The 19250-nt window shown below is 49.0% G+C and carries 17 protein-coding genes; 5 read left to right on the plus strand and 12 right to left on the minus strand.

The window, feature by feature from the left end:
* Positions 1-3 precede the first annotated feature (3 nt).
* From KSO86_RS02815 to KSO86_RS02825, 3 genes are read right to left on the minus strand one after another with little or no spacing between them, the layout of a single operon-like run.
* The gene (locus KSO86_RS02815; protein ID WP_216379034.1) at positions 4-654 is read right to left on the minus strand and encodes a thymidine kinase; all 651 of its coding nucleotides are present in this window, start codon (positions 652-654) and stop codon (positions 4-6) included.
* Positions 654-1778: an alkaline phosphatase family protein gene (locus KSO86_RS02820; RefSeq protein ID WP_216379033.1), complete on the minus strand. Its 1125-nt coding sequence runs from the start codon at positions 1776-1778 to the stop codon at positions 654-656. Before KSO86_RS02820 ends, KSO86_RS02815 begins: the two co-directional genes overlap by 1 nt.
* Entirely contained in the window at positions 1775-2335 is a 561-nt protein-coding gene (locus tag KSO86_RS02825) for a DUF5998 family protein (RefSeq protein ID WP_216379032.1), read from the minus strand. The genes KSO86_RS02820 and KSO86_RS02825 overlap by 4 nt, the downstream gene beginning before the upstream one ends.
* A gap of 113 nt (positions 2336-2448) precedes the next feature.
* Here KSO86_RS02825 and KSO86_RS02830 point away from each other — a divergent pair, with 113 nt between their 5' ends.
* Positions 2449-4866: a DNA gyrase/topoisomerase IV subunit A gene (locus KSO86_RS02830; protein WP_216379031.1), complete on the plus strand. Its 2418-nt coding sequence runs from the start codon at positions 2449-2451 to the stop codon at positions 4864-4866.
* A 7-nt stretch (positions 4867-4873) separates the two neighbouring features.
* On the opposite strand, the gene KSO86_RS02835 is transcribed toward KSO86_RS02830, so the two are convergent.
* The 4 genes from KSO86_RS02835 to KSO86_RS02850 all read right to left on the minus strand — a co-directional run bounded on the left by KSO86_RS02835 (position 4874) and on the right by KSO86_RS02850 (position 9294).
* Positions 4874-5839, minus strand: coding sequence for a GNAT family N-acetyltransferase (locus KSO86_RS02835; protein ID WP_216379030.1), 966 nt, complete (start codon positions 5837-5839; stop codon positions 4874-4876).
* Positions 5839-6882, minus strand: a complete 1044-nt coding sequence (locus KSO86_RS02840) for a GNAT family N-acetyltransferase (RefSeq protein WP_216379029.1) — start codon at positions 6880-6882, stop codon at positions 5839-5841. Before KSO86_RS02840 ends, KSO86_RS02835 begins: the two co-directional genes overlap by 1 nt.
* A gap of 18 nt (positions 6883-6900) precedes the next feature.
* Positions 6901-9015 carry a DNA gyrase/topoisomerase IV subunit B gene (locus KSO86_RS02845; RefSeq protein WP_436231420.1) on the minus strand — a complete coding sequence of 705 codons (2115 nt, stop codon included), beginning with the start codon at positions 9013-9015 and terminating at the stop codon, positions 6901-6903.
* A 78-nt stretch (positions 9016-9093) separates the two neighbouring features.
* Positions 9094-9294, minus strand: a complete 201-nt coding sequence (locus tag KSO86_RS02850) for a DUF7455 domain-containing protein (RefSeq protein ID WP_091281721.1) — start codon at positions 9292-9294, stop codon at positions 9094-9096.
* A 15-nt stretch (positions 9295-9309) separates the two neighbouring features.
* Between KSO86_RS02850 and KSO86_RS02855 the strand changes: the two genes are divergently transcribed.
* A complete protein-coding gene (locus tag KSO86_RS02855) occupies positions 9310-10011 on the plus strand; it encodes a 3'-5' exonuclease (protein WP_216379028.1) in 702 nt (233 codons plus the stop codon).
* Here KSO86_RS02855 and KSO86_RS02860 read toward each other — a convergent pair.
* From KSO86_RS02860 to KSO86_RS02870, 3 genes are all read right to left on the minus strand, one after another.
* Positions 10003-11430, minus strand: coding sequence for an RNA polymerase sigma factor (locus tag KSO86_RS02860; protein ID WP_231699930.1), 1428 nt, complete (start codon positions 11428-11430; stop codon positions 10003-10005). The two genes, KSO86_RS02855 and KSO86_RS02860, sit on opposite strands and share 9 nt — an antisense overlap.
* A 194-nt stretch (positions 11431-11624) precedes the next feature.
* Positions 11625-12020 (minus strand): universal stress protein, encoded by a 396-nt coding sequence (locus KSO86_RS02865; RefSeq protein WP_216379027.1) that lies wholly within the window; start codon positions 12018-12020, stop codon positions 11625-11627.
* A 97-nt stretch (positions 12021-12117) separates the two neighbouring features.
* The gene (locus KSO86_RS02870) at positions 12118-12867 is read right to left on the minus strand and encodes a DUF4192 family protein (protein ID WP_216379026.1); all 750 of its coding nucleotides are present in this window, start codon (positions 12865-12867) and stop codon (positions 12118-12120) included.
* A gap of 426 nt (positions 12868-13293) precedes the next feature.
* On the opposite strand from KSO86_RS02870, the gene KSO86_RS02875 reads away from it, so the two are divergent.
* Complete coding sequence (locus tag KSO86_RS02875; RefSeq protein ID WP_216379025.1) at positions 13294-14346, plus strand: polyprenyl synthetase family protein; 1053 nt, start codon at positions 13294-13296, stop codon at positions 14344-14346.
* 2 nt (positions 14347-14348) lie between these two features.
* On the opposite strand, the gene KSO86_RS02880 is transcribed toward KSO86_RS02875, so the two are convergent.
* Complete coding sequence (locus KSO86_RS02880; RefSeq protein ID WP_216431791.1) at positions 14349-14711, minus strand: Rv2175c family DNA-binding protein; 363 nt, start codon at positions 14709-14711, stop codon at positions 14349-14351.
* A gap of 133 nt (positions 14712-14844) precedes the next feature.
* Between KSO86_RS02880 and KSO86_RS02885 the strand changes: the two genes are divergently transcribed.
* On the plus strand, positions 14845-15942 hold the full coding sequence (locus KSO86_RS02885; protein ID WP_216379023.1) for a LysM peptidoglycan-binding domain-containing protein: 1098 nt from the start codon (positions 14845-14847) through the stop codon (positions 15940-15942).
* A 70-nt stretch (positions 15943-16012) separates the two neighbouring features.
* Positions 16013-17950, plus strand: a complete 1938-nt coding sequence (pknB, locus tag KSO86_RS02890; RefSeq protein WP_216379022.1) for a Stk1 family PASTA domain-containing Ser/Thr kinase — start codon at positions 16013-16015, stop codon at positions 17948-17950.
* On the opposite strand, the gene KSO86_RS02895 is transcribed toward pknB, so the two are convergent.
* The gene (locus KSO86_RS02895) at positions 17937-19190 is read right to left on the minus strand and encodes a 3-deoxy-7-phosphoheptulonate synthase (RefSeq protein ID WP_216379021.1); all 1254 of its coding nucleotides are present in this window, start codon (positions 19188-19190) and stop codon (positions 17937-17939) included. The genes pknB and KSO86_RS02895 overlap by 14 nt on opposite strands.
* Positions 19191-19250: the final 60 nt, after the last annotated feature.

Below are 19250 nucleotides of genomic sequence, written 5' to 3' on the forward strand. Positions count from 1 at the left end.
TCGTTAGCTACGGGAGCTCAAGTTAAGTGTCCCGTGCGATATTTCTGAGGCATGCGCGGTCTTAGCCGTCATGCCTTTCATATGGTGTTCGCGACACAAAACCTCATAACCAACTACCTCGTGGCGTTTGGTATCACCCACCATGACTTGTTCGCCTTCGGTGACCATCACACCATTAATCGTTCGAGCATTATGCGTTGCACGTTTTCCGCACCAGCACAACGTCTCAACCTGCAGTCGTTCGACTCGATCTGCCAGCTCAAGCATTCGAGCTGAGCCGGGGAATAAGTTAGTTAAAAAATCGGTGGTAATGCCAAAGCCCCACACACTGATCTGCATTTCGTCTACGATCCGCGCCAGCTGATTTACTTGTTCTCGGCTGTAGAACTGAACCTCGTCACAAATGATGAAATCAACGCGTTCTCCTCGTTGGCGTGCGGTGACGACGACGTTCCAAAAATCAGTCTGTTCCGTAACTTCGACCGCATCCGTGACAAGGCCCAACCGCGATGACAGTTTTCCTTTGCCAGCGCGATCGTTCATTGCAAAAATTATGCCAGCTAGGCCGCGTTGTTGATAATTGTGGGCGGTTTGTAAAGCTAACGTAGACTTACCGCAATCCATTGTGCCGGAGAAAAACACCAGCTCAGCCATCAGATAACCTCCACAATCAACGGAATAGACATTTCAGTACGAGTTAAGGATCCGTGGACCCCAATAAGCCCAATCGCATTACTCGACTGTACTCGGGAATCAACGAAAACGTGTGTGTCACGCGCAAACACCAATACATCTCCCATAGTCTGGCGGGTCAAATCGCGAACTGGCCCTATAAGTCCAGAGTCGATAACTTCGTCACGTGTTACCACCCATGCATGATCCGCGACAGACTCCCGCCAGCGCTGCGCAACTGCTTGTGGATTCTTAGTGTAAAGATGGACTGCGCGCGGTTCACCAGCAACTACGTCTACCCCGGAATGCAGCGACTTATGATCGGCAATGTCTACTCTATGCTCGACGTCGATCATACCGTGGTCTGCCGTAATAACTAGCAGTGTTCCGCTCGGTAACGATCGACGTAATAATCCGATTCCGGCATCAAACTGTTCTAGTTCTCCGATCCAAGCATCTGATCCCCAGCCGTTCTTATGACCTGCGGCGTCAATATCTCCCCAGTAAAGGTAGGCTAGTCGCGCATCAGTCGTCAACGCATGCACCGCTGCTTGAACCCGATCTGGTAAAGACTCAGCATAACGAGTACGCGCACCGCGCAAGGCCGCCGCGGATAATCCTGAACCATGGAACTTTTTCGGCTGAATCACGACTGTTTCAGATGCCAGCGTGCCAAGCTCTTCGAAACATGTAGGCTGCGTTTGCCATGTAGTCACATCAACTGCGTGGTCCGGCCACGTAATCAACGAAAAAGTCCGGGACGTGTGCGGGACACGCAATGAATAGCCTGTCATCGCTGTCATGCCCGGCTGATGTCCGGTTCCAAATGCAGTAATGCCGGCCGCCGTCGTCGACGGGACAACGGTGGAGATGGATTTTTCAATCCCCATAGCTCTCATGTTGGGAGCATGTCCACGGCGCTCAAGTAGATTATAAAAACCAAGACCGTCAGCCATCACTATGCATGCCCGGGGAGCTATCGGTAACTGGAGGGTATGGCGTGCTGCGTCGTCGTCAGTTAGCCCCACACTCGAACATAACGCTGGTAAAACTTGGTCCAAACGTTCCTGACCGGGCAAAAAAGCCCCTGCAAAAAGATCTTTCATCGCTGTCCTAGCATAAGCACAAGTTCATTAATAAAGTCGACTCCCGATTGGAAATATGCTCCGTCATGAGCTGCTTCAAGATAGATCTGGAAATCCTCATTTGTCAGCACACCGAGATAACCATGGTCGTTAGTGCACATCGGGTCCTCACAGGCACCAGGCTGCAAATCTGCAGAGAAAGCTGCGCCCCAACGAAGCCGAAGCAGAACCGAGTTCAGCTGACCAGCTACGTCCCCGTCTAGTTGCCGACGACGAACGACATGGTGTTCCTTAATTGATTGTAAATCAACCGATTGTACGGTAGTTACGAGCTCACCGCTCGAATTCATTTCATAACTCGTGTCGGTATAAATCAAAAATAGTCGGCGGACTGACGCTGCAAATACGACTACTCGTTCATAGACTGAATCAGCATCAAAAATTGTTTCGGGACGCACGTAAAAAGTACGAATCTCAGTGTCGCCGAGAGCTTGAGCAAGGTCATCAAAGACGGGCGAATCCGGCGGAAGCAACCGCTCAAGCGCGGCCACCAATTCAGACATACGATCATTATTCATCGCTCTCATTGTCCCATATTGGCCTGCACGGTTATAAGTGAGGTTGCCTTTCTCACCCGCTTCCACCCGCGTTGTACCAACAAAAATAAATAGTTTATAGGGATAATAGAGGAATGGCACATACCCAAACTGAACATATTACGAATATTGACGTCTCGGAGGAAATGCGAAACTCGTTCCTCGAATACTCGTATTCGGTGATTTACGCGCGTGCGTTACCGGACGCTCGTGACGGACTCAAACCTGTTCAGCGCCGAATCCTCTTCCAGATGGACCAAATGGGATTGAAACCAGACCGCGGGCATGTTAAATCTTCACGTGTTGTGGGTGACGTCATGGGACGCCTGCACCCACATGGCGATTCCGCCATCTATGACGCTATGGTGCGATTAGCTCAAGATTTTTCGTTGCGCATCCCGTTCGTTGACGGTCACGGAAACTTCGGTTCTCCCGACGACGGACCAGCAGCTCCCCGCTATACCGAAGTCCGGATGGCACCAGCTGCCCTCGCGATGACCGCATCGTTGGGCGAAGACGTCGTTGACATGGTCCCTAACTATGACAACACCTACCAAGAACCAGAAGTCCTACCGGCAGCAATCCCAAGCTTATTAGTGAACGGTTCGTCCGGAATCGCCGTCGGTATGGCAACAAATATGGCTCCGCACAACCTTAATGAGGTTATTGCTGGAGCAAGATTTTTGCTTGATAATCCGCAAGCCACGCTCGAAGAGCTGATGCGTTATATTCCCGGGCCTGACTTGCCAGACGGTGGAAAAATTGTTGGTCTAGAAGGTATTAGGCAAGCTTACGAAACTGGCCGTGGTATTTTCCGTACTCGTGCTACCGCACATATTGAGAATGTAACACCACGCAAAAAAGGCATTATTTTTACCGAATTGCCCTACCTCACTGGCCCAGAGAAAGTCATTGAGAAGATTAAAGACGGCGTATCTTCCAAAAAGCTCCAAGGAATCTCTGGAGTGCAAAATCTTACTGACCGTCATCACGGTACACGGCTCGTGGTTGAAGTCAAGAACGCTTTTAATCCAGAGGCAGTTCTGGCTGCTCTATATCAACACACACCGTTAGAAGATTCGTTTGGAATCAACAACGTTGCCTTGGTCGATGGTCAGCCGCGCTTGATGGGGTTGAAAGAGATCCTCACAGTTTTCCTTGATCACCGCCGGTCTGTAACAAAACGTCGGTGTGAGTACCGTCTGCGAAAAGCACAAGAGCGGCTACATCTAGTTGAAGGTTTGCTCATAGCCATCGTCGATATCGATGAGGTCATAGCCGTCATCCGTTCCTCTGAAGATTCGGCTACAGCTGCTACTCGCTTGATGAGTGTATTTGATTTATCGCAGGCGCAGGCCGACTACATCCTTGAGCTACGTTTACGTCGGCTTACTAAGTTCTCTCAGATTGAGCTTGAGTCTGAACAAAACTCACTACAAGACACAATCGACGAATTGCTGGCTATTCTCGGTTCTGACGAACGGATGCGCACTCTTATCTCCAGTGAGTTAGCTGATGTAGCACGTAAGTATGGGACGCCACGTCGCACAGTGCTGTTAGAGTCTGATGCTTCAACGCAATCGACAAAGTCTAAGGCTCCTAAACTCAAGATCGAAGATGACCCTTGCCGGGTTATCTTATCCGCAACTGGACGAATTGCGCGCATTGTTGATGGCGAGCCACTCCGTCGCGAGGGACCTCGTGCGGCGCATGATGCTCTTGCCTCGATTGTTGAGACGACTAATTTAAGCGAGATAGGAGTTGTTACCAGCACCGGTAATGTACACCGTCTCAATGTGGTTGATGTTCCTTCTATTCCGGATACGGAAAACGCACCAAGTTTGGCTGCTGGCACCGTTCTAACTGAGTTGCTTTTACTCCAGCCAGGTGAACGTCCTCTTGCCTTGATCAGCTTCGCAGAACAAGAAGCCGTTCTTACCTTGGCTACGGCACAAGGAAAGATTAAACGAGTTACTCTTGATCCTCCGAATAAGAGTCAATTCGAAGCTATCACGTTGCTTGAGAACGATGAGGTCATTGGCGCTCAAGTATCGAGCGACACAGATGTGATCGTACTGGTAACATCTGACGCTCAATTGTTACGCTTCGACGCTAGCGCTGTGCGCCCTCAAGGTCGAAGTGGGCAAGGAATCGCGGGAATTAGAGTTAACGATAAGGCCAGCGTTATCGCTTTGGGAATCGTGCCAGAGAACGACTTAGCTGCTCACGGTGTTGTCACCATTGCCAGCGCTTCCGATGCGCTTCCTGGCACTATGCCAGGGACTGCAAAGGTCACACCACTTGACCGCTACCCTGCGAAAGGCCGTGGCACTGGTGGCGTACGAGCGCAGCGTTTCCTTCGTGGTGAAGATGTTTTGTCTATGGCATGGGTGGGGCAACTTCCAGCTCGAGCTGTTGGTATCGAGGGCAAACCCGTTGAGCTACCGGAGATTAATGAACGACGTGATGCCTCTGGTTCACCACTAAGCGATATTGTTGAAGCACTCGGCTGAGGCGAACTCACAACGTTAATGACATAACGTGAGTTCGTCCCACTTCCGAAAATCCAGTTTCATCAAAAACGTCAATAAAGGCGGAACCATCTGGGTCTGTTACTGCAACATCAGCAACAACTGAGTCATATCCAGCCTGTGCAAAACGCTCTAAAACTGTACTGACCAAAGCTGACCCTACACCTGAGTTGCGCCACTGCGCGCTCACAACAACTTCATCAATGTAAGCCTCAGGTTTTTCGTGTCCGTCGACTACGCTCACAAATACTGAAGCCAGTAAATAGCCAACGACACGTGGTCGATCACCGAAGCGGTCGACGGCGACCAAGCACCATTCTCGATCGACGTCGGCTAAAACTAATGTCCATGATTCGGCAGTTTGGATATCGAAGAGTGCTGATTCGCGTACAACCATGTTATGCATCCGCCGCACGTCTTCCAGCATCTCATCTGATAGTTCTTCGATTGAGACGTAATTAGACAGCTTATGCCGTGGCAGTTTCGCTGTTGTCTTCCCTCGAACTTGTACAAATGTTGCTCGTCTTACGAATCCAAAATTTCGTGCAAGTTGCGCAACATTATCGTGATCAGCTTCCACGTATAGCAACGCATGTGCATTATCGGCACCGAGGTGTTCAGATAGCTCCTGTGCCACCGAAATCTGGCGTTGTAACAGCTCCGCCCCGAGACCATGGGAACGCCACTGGGAATGTACTGCTCCAGATAAAGTAATCGTATTAGTAGCTGACCCATCGTTGGCTAACCTGGCCAGCCCGAAGGCCACCAGAGTAGTGCCAACCCACGCTCCTTGCGCACGCCATACATGGCTTGCACCAAAATAGGATTCAATCTCGCCACGAGACGTGCGGATAGGATTATTGTCGAATGTTTCAGTTGAGGAAATAAGGGTAATCAACTGTTCGAGATGCGATGGAAGGAGTTCTGACCAAACCCAAGGCTTAGTGTTTTTCATCAGATATCGATTGAGTAGACAATCTCGCGGTAGGCAAATTCAAAGCCAGCGGAGACCAATGACTGTGGTATTTTTTCGTAACGACTAACAACCGGTGCAGCAACTGTTTCGATGCCAGCCTCGTGAGCTTGTCCTAAAACACTTAGCATAAGGTCTGTGCCAATACCGTTGCGCCGCAAGGTCCTTTCAATGCCGTAATAGTAAATGCGAAGCGCGGATACCTCAGGAACCTGTTCAGCGAGCATATACCCCACTAGTTGGTGATCTTTAATAAGCAGAGTCGAAAAATCGTGGTCTGCTCGTGATAACTTTGCTTGCCAAGCAGGCGCCGAGATTGGTTGATACCGTTCTAACTCGAGAATGAGCCGGTTATGCAATTTACGCAGTTCGATCTCAACGCTAGGATTATAACCTTCTAGCTGAAAACCCTGCGTCTCTAACCGCTCACAGGCTTTTAGCGAAACATCGCGGTGCTTGTCCGAAATTTTGGTAGACACATGAGTAATATAGCTAATTGGAGCGTAACCGCCAGCAGCCAAGAGTCGCCGTCGTCCCACGTTGTTTTCAGCGACTAAGGCACGAATGGAAACCGGAAGATCTGAGGGGTACTGTGACATGAGCTGACGTGCGCGGTCATCTTGCCACTCCAGTAGCGAACGTCCGATACCGCGTCCAACCCAATCGGGACGAACCACAGCAGATACTTCAGCTTGCAGTTCCGAAAGCGGCTTATCATTAACCAAGACCGTAGCAACAGCTTGAAGTTTCCCTTGTCGGTCCCAGCCACTTAGCAGATCATATGTGCCAGGCTGCGCGGTGATTTCGTCGAACCAGTGACTAACCGCTCTAGACGATGGCCGCGCAAATCCAAACGGGGATTCTGAAAGACTAGACATCAAGTCCACAACATCGGATAAATCTGCTCGCACCAATTCTCGCCACGTCAGCCCTAGATGCGGTCCAGGTAGACGAACAACAGCGGGGGCTCCTAGCCGTTCGACAAATGACCGGCTTCGTAACGGTGGTATTTCTGGATGCTGCATAGGCTCTAGCTTACCTTCTTAAATATCTATCTGGTCACGAGAAATCTGTGATGCTCCATCGATAATAAACTCTTTACGTGGTGCAACATCAGATCCCATCAGTAGTTCAAATGTTTCTTCCGCGTATCGTAACGCTGCTTCATCCGCCATCGATATACGCCGTAACGAGCGATGCTTCGGGTCCATTGTAGTTTCTGCTAACTGGTCAGCGTCCATCTCACCCAATCCCTTGTACCGCTGGATTGGTTCTTTATATGTTCTTCTTGCACGTTCGAGTTTCTTAAGCTCCTGTTGGAGTTGGGCATCAGAATAGGTATAGATATACTCCCCTTTGCGACGCCCTTGACCAGATACTTCGATTCGATGAAGTGGCGGAACAGCAGCGTATACTCGTCCGGCTTCGACCAACGGACGCATATACCGGAAAAATAGCGTCAAAAGCAGAGTCCGAATATGGGCACCGTCGACATCCGCATCAGTCATAAAAATAACTTTGCCGTATCGAGCTGCCTCGATGTCAAAGGTGCGTCCCGAACCAGCACCGATAACTTGGATGATCGAAGATACTTCCTGGTTTTTTAAGATATCGGCCGGAGAAGCTTTTTGTACATTGAGAATTTTGCCGCGAATTGGTAGCAATGCTTGGAACTCAGAGTTACGAGCTAGCTTAGCGGTTCCTAATGCGGAGTCACCCTCCACAATAAAAAGTTCTGAGCGTTCTACGTCTTCACTGCGACAGTCAGCGAGTTTCGCTGGCAACGACGACGTCTCCAGAGCGTTCTTTCTACGAGATATTTCCTTCTGGGTACGAGCGGCAACACGCGCCCGCATTTCTGCGACAATTTTTTCCAGCAGCCTAGAATTTTCTGTTTTTTGGTCACGCTTAGTCGACGCCAAAAGTCTCGATAATTCAGTATCGACGACTTTAGCTACAATGCCTCTGATAGGAGCAGTACCCAGGATTTCCTTTGTCTGTCCTTCAAACTGAGGCTCTGGGAATCGCACAGCAACAACGGCGGTCAGCCCGGCGAGAATATCGTCTTTTTCGATACGCGGGTCCCGTGCAGATATTTTGAGCTGGCGAGCCTTTTGCTCAATAGCAGCTCGCACAACTTTAACTAGCCCCTGCTCAAAGCCAACAATATGGCTACCACCTTTCGGAGTAGCAATAATATTGACAAATGACTCTTCGGTAGTGTCGTAGCCACTTCCCCATCTAAGAGCAATATCCACAGTGCACGAGCGCTCCACATCGGTTGCTTTCAGATGACCTGACTTTTTATCCAAAACTTGGACAGTTTCGTTGAAAGTCCCGTTACCAGTGAGATGCATTGTCGATGTGACGGCTGGATCCGTAGCAAGATAGTCAACAAAATCTACAACCCCGCCGTCGTATCGGAATTCCTCTTCTTGAGGTGTGTCACTACGAGCATCTCGTACCGTAATAGTTAAGCCAGGAACCAGGAACGCTTTTTCCCGTACACGTTCAATGAGAGCCTCATAAGAGAATGTCGAGTCTGCCGGAAAAATTTGTGGATCATACCAGTAGCGCACACGCGTGCCGGTAACTTTTTTTGCAACCTTGCCGGTAACTCGCAGATTTGATGCGCTGGTCGCCACGGTAAAGGGTGCATCCGGGCTACGGACAGCTCCGTCGGCAAACGTTCCGGGCTCACCGCGCTGGAACGAAATCTCATACGTTTTGCCATTACGGTTAACCGCTACGTCCAACCGTTGAGACAACGCATTAACAACCGACGCGCCAACACCGTGCAGGCCTCCAGATGACGAATAAGAGCCACCGCCAAATTTTCCACCCGCATGCAATTTGGTGTAGACCACTTCTACTCCTGATGCCCCAGTGCCAGGTACTTCGTCTACTGGGATTCCACGTCCGTCATCACTAACTTCAACCGATGAATCGGGGTGGAGAATAATCGAGATAGTCGAGGCGTAGCCTTCGGTAGCTTCATCCACGGCGTTGTCAATGATTTCCCAGGCACAATGCATCAACCCACGAGAATCGGTAGAACCGATATACATCCCAGGGCGTTTGCGGACAGCTTCGAGACCCTCGAGCACGGATAAATGGCGAGCTGTGTATTCTTCTTTGATCTGCGGCACGTTCATCATTCTATCGTCTATTAGCAAAGTGATACGGCAAGGCACGTGCGAGGTTGCTCGCACGTGCCTTGGCAAAGTTAGGTTGTGTTAGCTAATCTTTTCAGATTCATCAACAATAGATAATGCTACTTCGCTGAGTTTGGCATTGTATTTACGCGCATGATGTGCACAGAACATTAATTGCCCAGATGCCATATCAACACGTACATATGCTTGTGCTCCACAGGCATCGCAACGATCAGCAGCTGTGAAAGTTGAGCGTGTTGTTTCTTCAGTTAGTGTTGTCATGTTCTCTATACTGTCATGACTGCATTGTATATGGAACTCACAGCCATTAACTTTCGCGTCCGGCAAAATCAACGTATCGTTGAGCCTGTTACGGAGGTATCGATGACATACGCAGTATTAGACGTTGAAACGACAGGCCTGGATCCAGAAACTGACAATATCATCGAGATTGGCGTAGTACTTTTAGATAACGAATTGAGACAAGAAAGTACGTTCCATAGCCTCGTCCAGCCCGGTCGCGCTGTCTCAGCGCAACACATTCACCATATTAGCGACGCAATGTTAGAAGAGGTACCGACTTTTTTAGATCTGCATCAGGACATAATCAGCGTTCTCGATGGAAGGATTTTAGTTGCGCATAACGCTCGATTTGATCTCGGATTTTTAAATGCAGAGTTTTCACGTGCCACTAATTTAACGTTGTTTCAACGGGAAAATGCAGTTTGCACCATGGACCAATCTCGGATTTATTGTGCGCCTGGTTCCCATTCACTAGTTGGATTAGCTGCCAGATTAGGTATAGAGGTTCCGATCAGTCATAGAGCATTGGCTGATGCTTTAACCTGCTCATATCTTTTCAAGCATTATTTTTTCCAAGAAAAACGAGGGCACCGCTTCACATCTCACGCCTGCAATCGCCAGGGTGAAACCGTGCTGCCATGCGAGTGGGAGCGAGCAACTCCATGGAATGCTCGCTCCGATCAGAAATTAGTCTAGGTAATCTCGCAAGACTTGCGAGCGTGACGGATGTCGAAGCTTCGACATCGTCTTCGACTCAATTTGTCGGATACGCTCGCGCGTCACCCCATAAACTTTTCCAATTTCGTCCAATGTTTTCGGTTGCCCATCAGTCAAACCAAACCGCATCGAGACTACTCCAGCTTCACGCTCAGACAGAGTGTCTAGTACCTGATGGAGCTGCTCTTGTAACAACGTAAATCCAACCGCATCTGCCGGAACAACAGCTTCTGAGTCCTCGATGAGATCGCCGAATTCAGAATCGCCATCTTCACCCAGCGGAGTATGGAGCGAAATCGGCTCACGTCCATACTTCTGGACTTCGATCACCTTATCTTCAGTCATATCGAGTTCGTGAGCAAGTTCTTCAACTGTTGGTTCGCGCCCCAGGTCCTGTAGCATCTGTCGTTGAACACGAGCCAATTTATTGATGACTTCCACCATATGAACAGGAATACGGATTGTACGAGCTTGGTCTGCCATAGCACGCGTGATAGCCTGACGAATCCACCAGGTAGCATACGTGGAAAACTTATATCCCTTGGCATAATCGAACTTTTCGACAGCGCGTACTAAGCCGAGGTTACCTTCTTGAATAAGATCAAGGAAGAGCATTCCGCGACCGGTGTACCGTTTCGCAAGTGAAACGACCAGACGGAGGTTAGCCTCAAGCAAGTGGTTCTTTGCTTTATGCCCATCACGCGAAATAATTTCCAGCTCACGCCGATGACGAGCATCTTCAATCGATGTTGTATCAAGAATATGTTGAGCAAACAAACCCGCTTCAATACGTTTTGCTAGCTCTACTTCTTCTTCTGCGTTCAGCAACGCGACTTTACCGATTTGCTTGAGATAATCCTTGACTGGGTCTGCCGTGGCCCCTGCAACATGCACTCGTTGCACTGGCTCATCGGTTTCATCAGAATCACGGACTATATAAACACCCGATCGCTTAGCAACAGTTTCCTTGACGTGCTCTTGCTCATCATCAGCGTCATCAGCACTTGCCTCAGTTTCGTCGACGTCCTCGTCAGCATCATCCTCTGAATCATCATCGGCGACATCGAGATCTTCTACTTCGAGGTCTACCTCTTCCTCGTCATCAAGAGAAACTGGCTCATCAGGAGTTTGTACCGAGTCCTCGGCTTCTTCCGGAGAACCCACAACGTCTTCTTTAGTTTTCTTGGAACCAGATCTACTAGTGTCGTCATCTTTCAACGCAACGTCGAGCTTGCCCCCAGCAGGTGATTTCGATAGTGTCGCAGAAACAAACTCAGAGATCTCTTTGATATAAGTCGCTTTAACAGCTTTAGAAGGTATGGACAGGCCTAGATCTGATGCGATAGTTTTCAGTTCTGACACCCGATGCTTAGCAAGCTCCTTAGTATCTAAATACATTTGGAGTTTTTCAGAGGGACGGGAAGAAACAGCCACGTGGTACCTTTCGTATAGAGGCAAAAGCCAATAAGCCTTTACATTATAGCCCGACTATCGTAATAGAACCGCATCGAGCACACACATAGAACACTAAATCGACAGATTTTATTCCTAAAATCTCACAAATACCAGGAAAACGTTACATTTAACAATCATTATTCACTCACGGCATCACGCATAATAAGCAATTCGCAAGGCGCGTCCACCAGTAGCTTTTGGATTTGCGATCCAAGCTGGTACGACCCATGGGAAGGCTTGGGAGCAAGCGAGATAATGATCAGGCTAGCATCGTGAGCTAGTGCAGTTTCACGGATCTGAGTCGCTAAATCGACTCCATCTAGCCGGGTAACGATATCGAATGCAATATCGACTTGCTCTAATTCATCTGTGATTAAATCGACATTTATGTCAATCTCGTCCTGCGAGCATTCATCCAGGACGCAGGAAAAAAGTACCACAAGTGACGTGTCGTGATTCTGGGCTAAGGTGATTCCCCGTCGAAGAATAGGGTTAAACCGGTCTCCCCGGCCAACGGGCACAACGATGCTCATACACGGACTCCTCCACTTTTACGGCATGGTGACAAATATCTACATGTCAGAATCTACCTTTATTTGAAACGAATCACAATTTCCAGGATTATCTGGATCACCTATTCGTCCACGGAGGCATAATGCGCGCACTAATAATTGCTGTTATCAGTTGAGCCATTCTGTATGAAGGATCGGACTTAAGAGATAACTGAGCAGCAGTCAACGCGTGTTCCGTTTCCCCTATCCACCAATAGATATAAGCGATTGTTCCATATGCGCATGGGGAATCATCCGCTGAAAAACTGCCGCACGCATTGAGGATATCAATGGCAACCCGCGCTCGGAACGGCAAGTCGCAACTCATTGGTGCATCACGCATTAGCGAATAGCAATCTGCCCACGCCACCGGATCTGAAACTTTACGTCCGGTTATTACCCACAGCAATATACGATCTCGAGTTTGGGCATCATGAAGCGCCGCATTTAGTTTCCCTATCCGCACCATTCCACCCAAAATTTTAACTGCAGTACTCGGAGACAACGCTTGCGGATTATCAGCTATTTTAGCCAGTGAATTAGTCCATAGCCGTTGCCCATTCAATTCCTGAGAGTTATCACAGTAGTATTTTTCGATGTCGATACATTTTTGTCGTCGTCGCAACGCGACCCGCGCCCACATGCCCCCAATACGGTATGAATCATCTAGAAGAAGCTCACACGCAAATGGCGTTTCGAGTAATTTCCGATACGGCAAAGTATTTTCAATGATTACATGCCCATCCATGTATCGCACTTGTCCCCAGATATTTTTATCCGTGCATAGGAAATGAATATGGGCTTCGCGCGATGGCTTCAATGCGTCCATGGCCTCCTGTAACTTTGTCAGTAGAGCAAGGAATAGGCTTTCTAAATCAGAACTTGAGTTAAGTTCATCTAGGTTCTGAGTAAACCAGCATAAACATAGGGCGTCTGGGTTCGCATCGACTGCAAATTCAACTAGATCGTTGCAAACGCTAGGAGGCCATGAATTTGCGTCCAAGTCTAGTCGTGCAATTGCCGATAACACGTAATCATCCTGATGTCGTATCAAGTGACACACCAGAACAGCGTTAGTGACATCCGTATGAAGCATGTGTGGTGCTAAAAGCAAACATTGAGATGGGTCAGTAATCATATGCGTTTTCATGAATACAAGTCAACCAATTATCCGACCGAACGTAGCCGACAGATTCGAATCTGTGGATAGTTTTGTTGTCAGGCGCATTTGTGGACAACCCGGTAATCTAGTTTTATGGCTTACACTGACTTCCGAGCTAATGTCTCAGCACGATTGCATACACTACTGTCCGCTACTCCTAGTTTTATAACTGACAACCGTGACCAATCACTATTTGACGAGTTCATACATTCAGCACAGTTACTAAGTACCCATGGAAAACGCACTCGTGCTTTGTGCGTTGCAGGCGGCTTTGAAGCCATTAGCAGGACCGACGACGATCTACCACTTGCAGCCGGAGTCGCTGTTGAGTTATACCAACTTTCTGCTTTAATACATGACGATATCATTGATTCAGCGGATCTCCGTCGCGGTCTTCCTGCAACTCACCGTCTGTTCCAGTCGCTCCATGCTCGGCATTCCTTTAAGGGTAATGCGGAGCTATTTGGTAAACACGCAGCTCTCTTGCTAGGCGACTATCTATTATCCCTTGCTGGAGAGGAGTTCGCTCATCAAAACGCTTCTCCACAGGCATATCGTACAGCTTCCACTATTTTTCACGCGATGACCGCTGAGACCGCTTTCGGACAATACATGGATATGCGGGCAGAATACACTGAGCTCTCCGGTGATAATACTGACGCAGTCAACGATGCGTTCTTAGTTCTTTTACACAAGTCCGCACGGTATTCAGTCGAACTACCGGTACTGCTGGGAGCCGCTCTCGCTGGCGCTGACGAGGCAGAGCTTTCCCAGCTCTCTGCTTTTGCACGTCCGTTGGGCGAAGCGTTTCAGCTTCGAGATGATGAGCTAGGAATCTTTGGGAATCCCGAGCGAACAGGAAAACCAGCCGGTAGTGACATTCAAGAAGGTAAACGCACTGTTCTGCTAGCCTTGACTCGAAGCATGTGTGCGGAGCATGAGCGTGCTTATATTGACGCTTGCCTTGGTTCGTGTTTATCTGAACAAGATGTCCGTAAGATAAAAGCAATTATGACCTCTTCTGGGGCATTCTATGCGCACGAACAGCTTATTAAGCAACGAGAAGACCAGGCTATGAGTGCACTACCTACCGAAGCGAAAATCCTTCACACGCTTGCTACAAGTCTCGTTGGAAGACGTTGGTAGCACTAAAAAGCAAGGCTCTGAATAGCACGCCGTACTGCGTGAATTTTACCGTCGTGAAGTGCCTGCAACGGGGCAACTTCCAACTCCTGATTTACGCGGAGTAGCCATTCTAATGATTCTTCATTAGAAAAACCAGCATCATGCAAAGATACAAGTGTTCCGCGCAGAGACGGAAGAACAGCTGCTTGGCCGTGTTCCTGAGTGAGCAGTGCAGAGTTAATTGCCCATGCACGATTCTCTCCGCGACGAATTGCAATAAGTTCGCGGCGCTCAATAGCTGATCTCACTTCCCTTTGAGGAACGCCAAGTAGATCAGCTGTTTCCGGGATAGACAACCATTTATCATATACAGGTTCATTAAACACGCGCCTATGTTAGCTAACAAAATGGAAAAATGAGTGGCGACACGCAGGAAAATCCGATAATCTCAATTATAACAATTTCATCAACTACATCACGATTAACATATTTAACAGATGTAACTCTCCTGGAGGATCTATGTCCACATGGAAGGCGCGCTCGAACGCCGCGCTAGCGACAGCTACTGCTGTTACTCTTCTTGCCCCGACAGTTGCGCATGCAGCTAGCACACCGCTTAACGAAACAACACGTTTAAACCCAGTAAAGACTCATGTTCCAGCGAAACCATTGACTATGACCTACCAAGTGCGACCGGGCGATACGGTCTGGGGTATTTCACGACGCACTGGCATTCCGATGGCCGAAATCATCCAGGCAAACAATCTTGGGCCTACAGCGCTAATCCGTATTGGTCAACGCCTCCAACTTCCGGCACAAACTCCCGTGATTCGTGACGTCACGCCGACAACGACTCACGCTACCTCTACTCCATCGCCATCAGCATCCAACTATGTTGTTCAGGCCGGTGACACTTTGGGCGCCATCGCTCAGAGGTTCGGTACAACTGTTACCGACCTAGTAACTAAGAACAGCATCAGTAACCCAAATTTGATCTTTCCCGGGCAAAAACTAGTTATTTCAGCAGATTCGCTGACCCCAGCGCCTGCACCAGCCCCAGCGCCTGCACCAGCCCCAGCGCCAGCGCCTGCACCTGCGCCAGCCCCAATTGCTCAAAAAACTCCTCAAAAGCGTTTAGTGGAAAATAATTTCCCAGGCTACACATACGCCGATGAAGTTGTTGACGCGGCCAATAGCAACAAAAATACCTTAGTAACTCAGCAGCTTCCGTCTCGTGCCGAAATGCAACAAATAATCCGTGAAACTGCTACTCAGATGGGTGTGGATCCACGGCTGGCACTTGCTCATGCTTACATTGAATCTGGTTTTGATGCCAGCGCTGTATCACCAGCAAACGCAATCGGAGTCATGCAAGTCATTCCGTCGTCTGGAGAATGGGCAGGCACTCTAGTGGGACGAAAACTCAATCTGCTTGATCCACGTGACAATGTTGTTGCTGGCATTGCAATTATCCGCTACCTGCATAACTCCGCGGATAATTTTGACCAAGCCGTAGCTGGCTACTATCAGGGTCTCGGCGGGGTGAAACGGTACGGAATGCGGCCTGACACAGTAGCGTATGTAGCTAAACTCAAAGCAGCAATGGAGCGTTTCTAAGAGCATTGCCACACCGACACGCAAAAGCCGGCCACCCACGTGACCGGCTTTTGCCGATATTCTAAAAGATGTGAACCAAGACCCACTGCTTAACATCCTCATCGAGGACCGCTATCAGATCATTTCTCGTCTCGCCCGTGGTGGCATGGCGAGCGTTTATCGTGCCTACGATAAACGCCTTGACCGCAATGTAGCAGTGAAGATTATTCATTCGCATTTGGCCGAGCAAACAGATTTCGTTGAACGCTTTATTCGAGAGGCTCGCTCAGCAGCTAAGCTTTCCAGCCCGCATGTTGTGAATGTTTATGACCAAGGTGTTGCAGAAACTCCGCTCGGAGATCTGCCCTATCTTGTCATGCAACTTGTTTCTGGTCCAGATTTGCGTTCCCAATTGTCAGCTCATGGTTCACTGCCTATTGGTATGGCGCTAGAAATTGTACGACAAGTTTTACAAGCTCTAGCCACCGCTCATCATGCAGATGTAGTTCACCGTGATGTAAAACCGGAAAATATCTTGCTGAATCAGCCGCTAGATACCACTGCTGTCTTGTCTCAGCCCTCGATTCACGCACAAGTCGCTGACTTCGGATTAGCCCGTGCGGCTTCCAGTTCCACACAGACGTCGACAGTCCTGGGTACAGTTGCTTACCTGGCTCCAGAACTTATTTCAGCCCGCACCGCTTATCCAGCAACCGACATATACGCAACTGGCATTATGCTCTATGAGCTTATTGCTGGACAACTACCGTTTGTTGGAGAGACGCCAATGGCGATCGCACTCCAACATTTGAATGATGATGTTCCGGCACTGAGTGATTTAGCTGACTGGATGCCAGCAAGTATCGATTCCGTTATTCGGCTGTTCACTGCCAAAGATCCTCAGAAACGTCCTCAGAACGGGCAGGCTGCGCTCGACGCGCTTGAAGATGTGGTTGAGTCGATTCCATCGGATACCGCTATTCGGAGAATCCCAGTTTTTCCAGAACGAGAGCACGAACCGTCTCCTCAGTCAACACAACATCTATCTGCGCAAATCTTGCCTGAACCGGTTGCTACGACGCAAAAAATTGTGACTCTTACCCAGCCAGATCCGGAACCTTCGACGACGCCGGAACCCCGCCGTCGTCGGAAATGGCCAATATTAGTTGGCATTCTGCTCGTCCTAGCAATGGTCGGGGCGTCTGTTGGATGGTATTTCCTTTATGGCCCTGGCTTACGAGTAACTATTGCTAATGTATCGAACCTGACCATATCTCAAGCACAGAGCGCTCTTAAAAAACAAGGATTCTCAGTAAAGATTGATCATCAGTTCTCAGATACTGTTGCCAAAGATAGTATTATCGGAACAAAGCCAGCTGCCGGGACGCGCATCCACCCAGATTCTATTGTCACAATCAATGTGTCTGACGGTATAAAGCATCTGGTCGTCCCTAAAGTTGAGGGCCTTACGGCATCTGAAGCTGAAGCAGCTATCAAGACTATTGGGTTTGAGAAAATCGAACATACCTCGGACTATTCTGACACCGTAGAAAAGGGAAACGTTATCTCCCAATCTCCAGAAGCTGACTCGTCTGTACCTCACAACTCTGTGATTACCTATGTGCTATCGGATGGTCGCGCACCAGTCAAGATCCCAGATCTAAGCGCCGTGAATAAGTCAGAGCTAGAGAGCACTCTGGATGAGCTTGGTCTAAAGCTCATCCTGACAGAAGAATACTCCGACACTGTTGAAGAAGGAAAGGTAATCTCTCAATCGCCAGCTGCGGACACCGATGCGTTCCGACTAGATGAAGTACACGTAGTAGTTTCGCGCGGGCCAGAACTTGTCGCTGTTCCGAATGTTATTGGCAAACAGGTAAACCAGGCAAAACAAATTTTAGAAAGTGCACAATTCAAGGTCCGAGTAGAAAAAATCCTAGGCGGCATTTTCGGAACAGTACGCCTCCAAGACCCCGGAGAAGGCACCCAAGCTAAGCGCGGCGCCACAATCACAATCAGTGTTGTCTAGCTAGCGCTTGGCCTGCAGTAAATGCCACGTGCAAAAGTTGACGTGGATTCAGTCGCGGATCTACTAACGGTTCATCCACAATATGATCCCAGCCAGCATTCTCCTGACTGTCTGCAATCTCAGTTACGTTATACCCTGAGAATTCGATATGGAGTCCGCCAGGGATAGCCGCCGATTCTTCACAGATATCAAAGAATTTGTTGATCTCTGCGAGAATATCGGTCATAAAACGAATCTTGTGTCCTCGGATTGTTCGGGTATTGCCGTGCATTGGATCCAGCATCCACGAAACTGGCCTGCCGTCGTCGCGTATTGCTGCAAATAGCGGTGGCAAGGATTCCTCAATGCGTGAAGCACCCATGCGCGGAATAAATGTTAGTCTTCCAGCATGGCCTTCTGGGTTTAACTGGTCAACGATGTTTCGAACATCATCTGCCGTGGTGGCAGGGCCGAGTTTAACGCCGATTGGATTTTTAACAGAAGCCGCATAACGCATCTGCGCACTATCTGTATGCCTGGTTCGTTCTCCAATCCAAAGCATGTGTGTCCCGGTATTCCAACGAGAGGAATCGGTCAGTGCCTGCTCGAAAAACGGAAGCAACGCCTCGTGCGATACATATATCCGGTCAGAGAGCGAAGTAAACTCTGACGTTCTAACAAGAGCACTAAATTCCTTATATTCTGGAGTTTGGTAGGCGGAGCTGTTCCAATTATGTGCTTGGTCAAGACTCAAAAAGTTTTCTGATTCTAATTCGCGCACATAGCGATAAGCCGTCTGTGCTGACTCAACAGCTTGAATAAGACGCTGTGGGTCAGGCGTACGGCCTTGGGTGGTAAAAACATGCGAATTGACGGCGTCCCCACGATATGAAGGAAGTGTGAGACCTTCTCGCTCTTCATAAGCATGCGAACGTGGTTTGGCATACTGCCCTGCGATCCTGCCGATCGGGATAACGACGCGATGGCTCAGCTGACTAATAATGTAGCTTGTCTGTATCAGCGATCCGATTTTTGCACGGACATGGTATCTAGTAGCATCTGAAAAACGTTCGGCACAATCGCCGCCTTGTATCACAAAAGCTTCTCCGCGAGAAGCGCGTGCGAGCTGAATCTTTAGCGACTCAACGTCGTGCGGGTCAACAATACGAGGAAATCGCTGAATATGCTCAATGGCTGCCGTAACTTGGACAGGATCAGGGTACACCGGCAGGAAGTCGTCGTGTTTAGCCTGTTTTCCCATTCGCCTATCTATTCTACGTTCTAGTGTTTCTCAGAATGAATGTTGGCCAGCCTTCACTGC

It is taken from the genome of Arcanobacterium phocae, assembly GCF_018913465.1.
GTDB classification, from domain to species: Bacteria; Actinomycetota; Actinomycetes; order Actinomycetales; family Actinomycetaceae; genus Arcanobacterium; species Arcanobacterium phocae_A.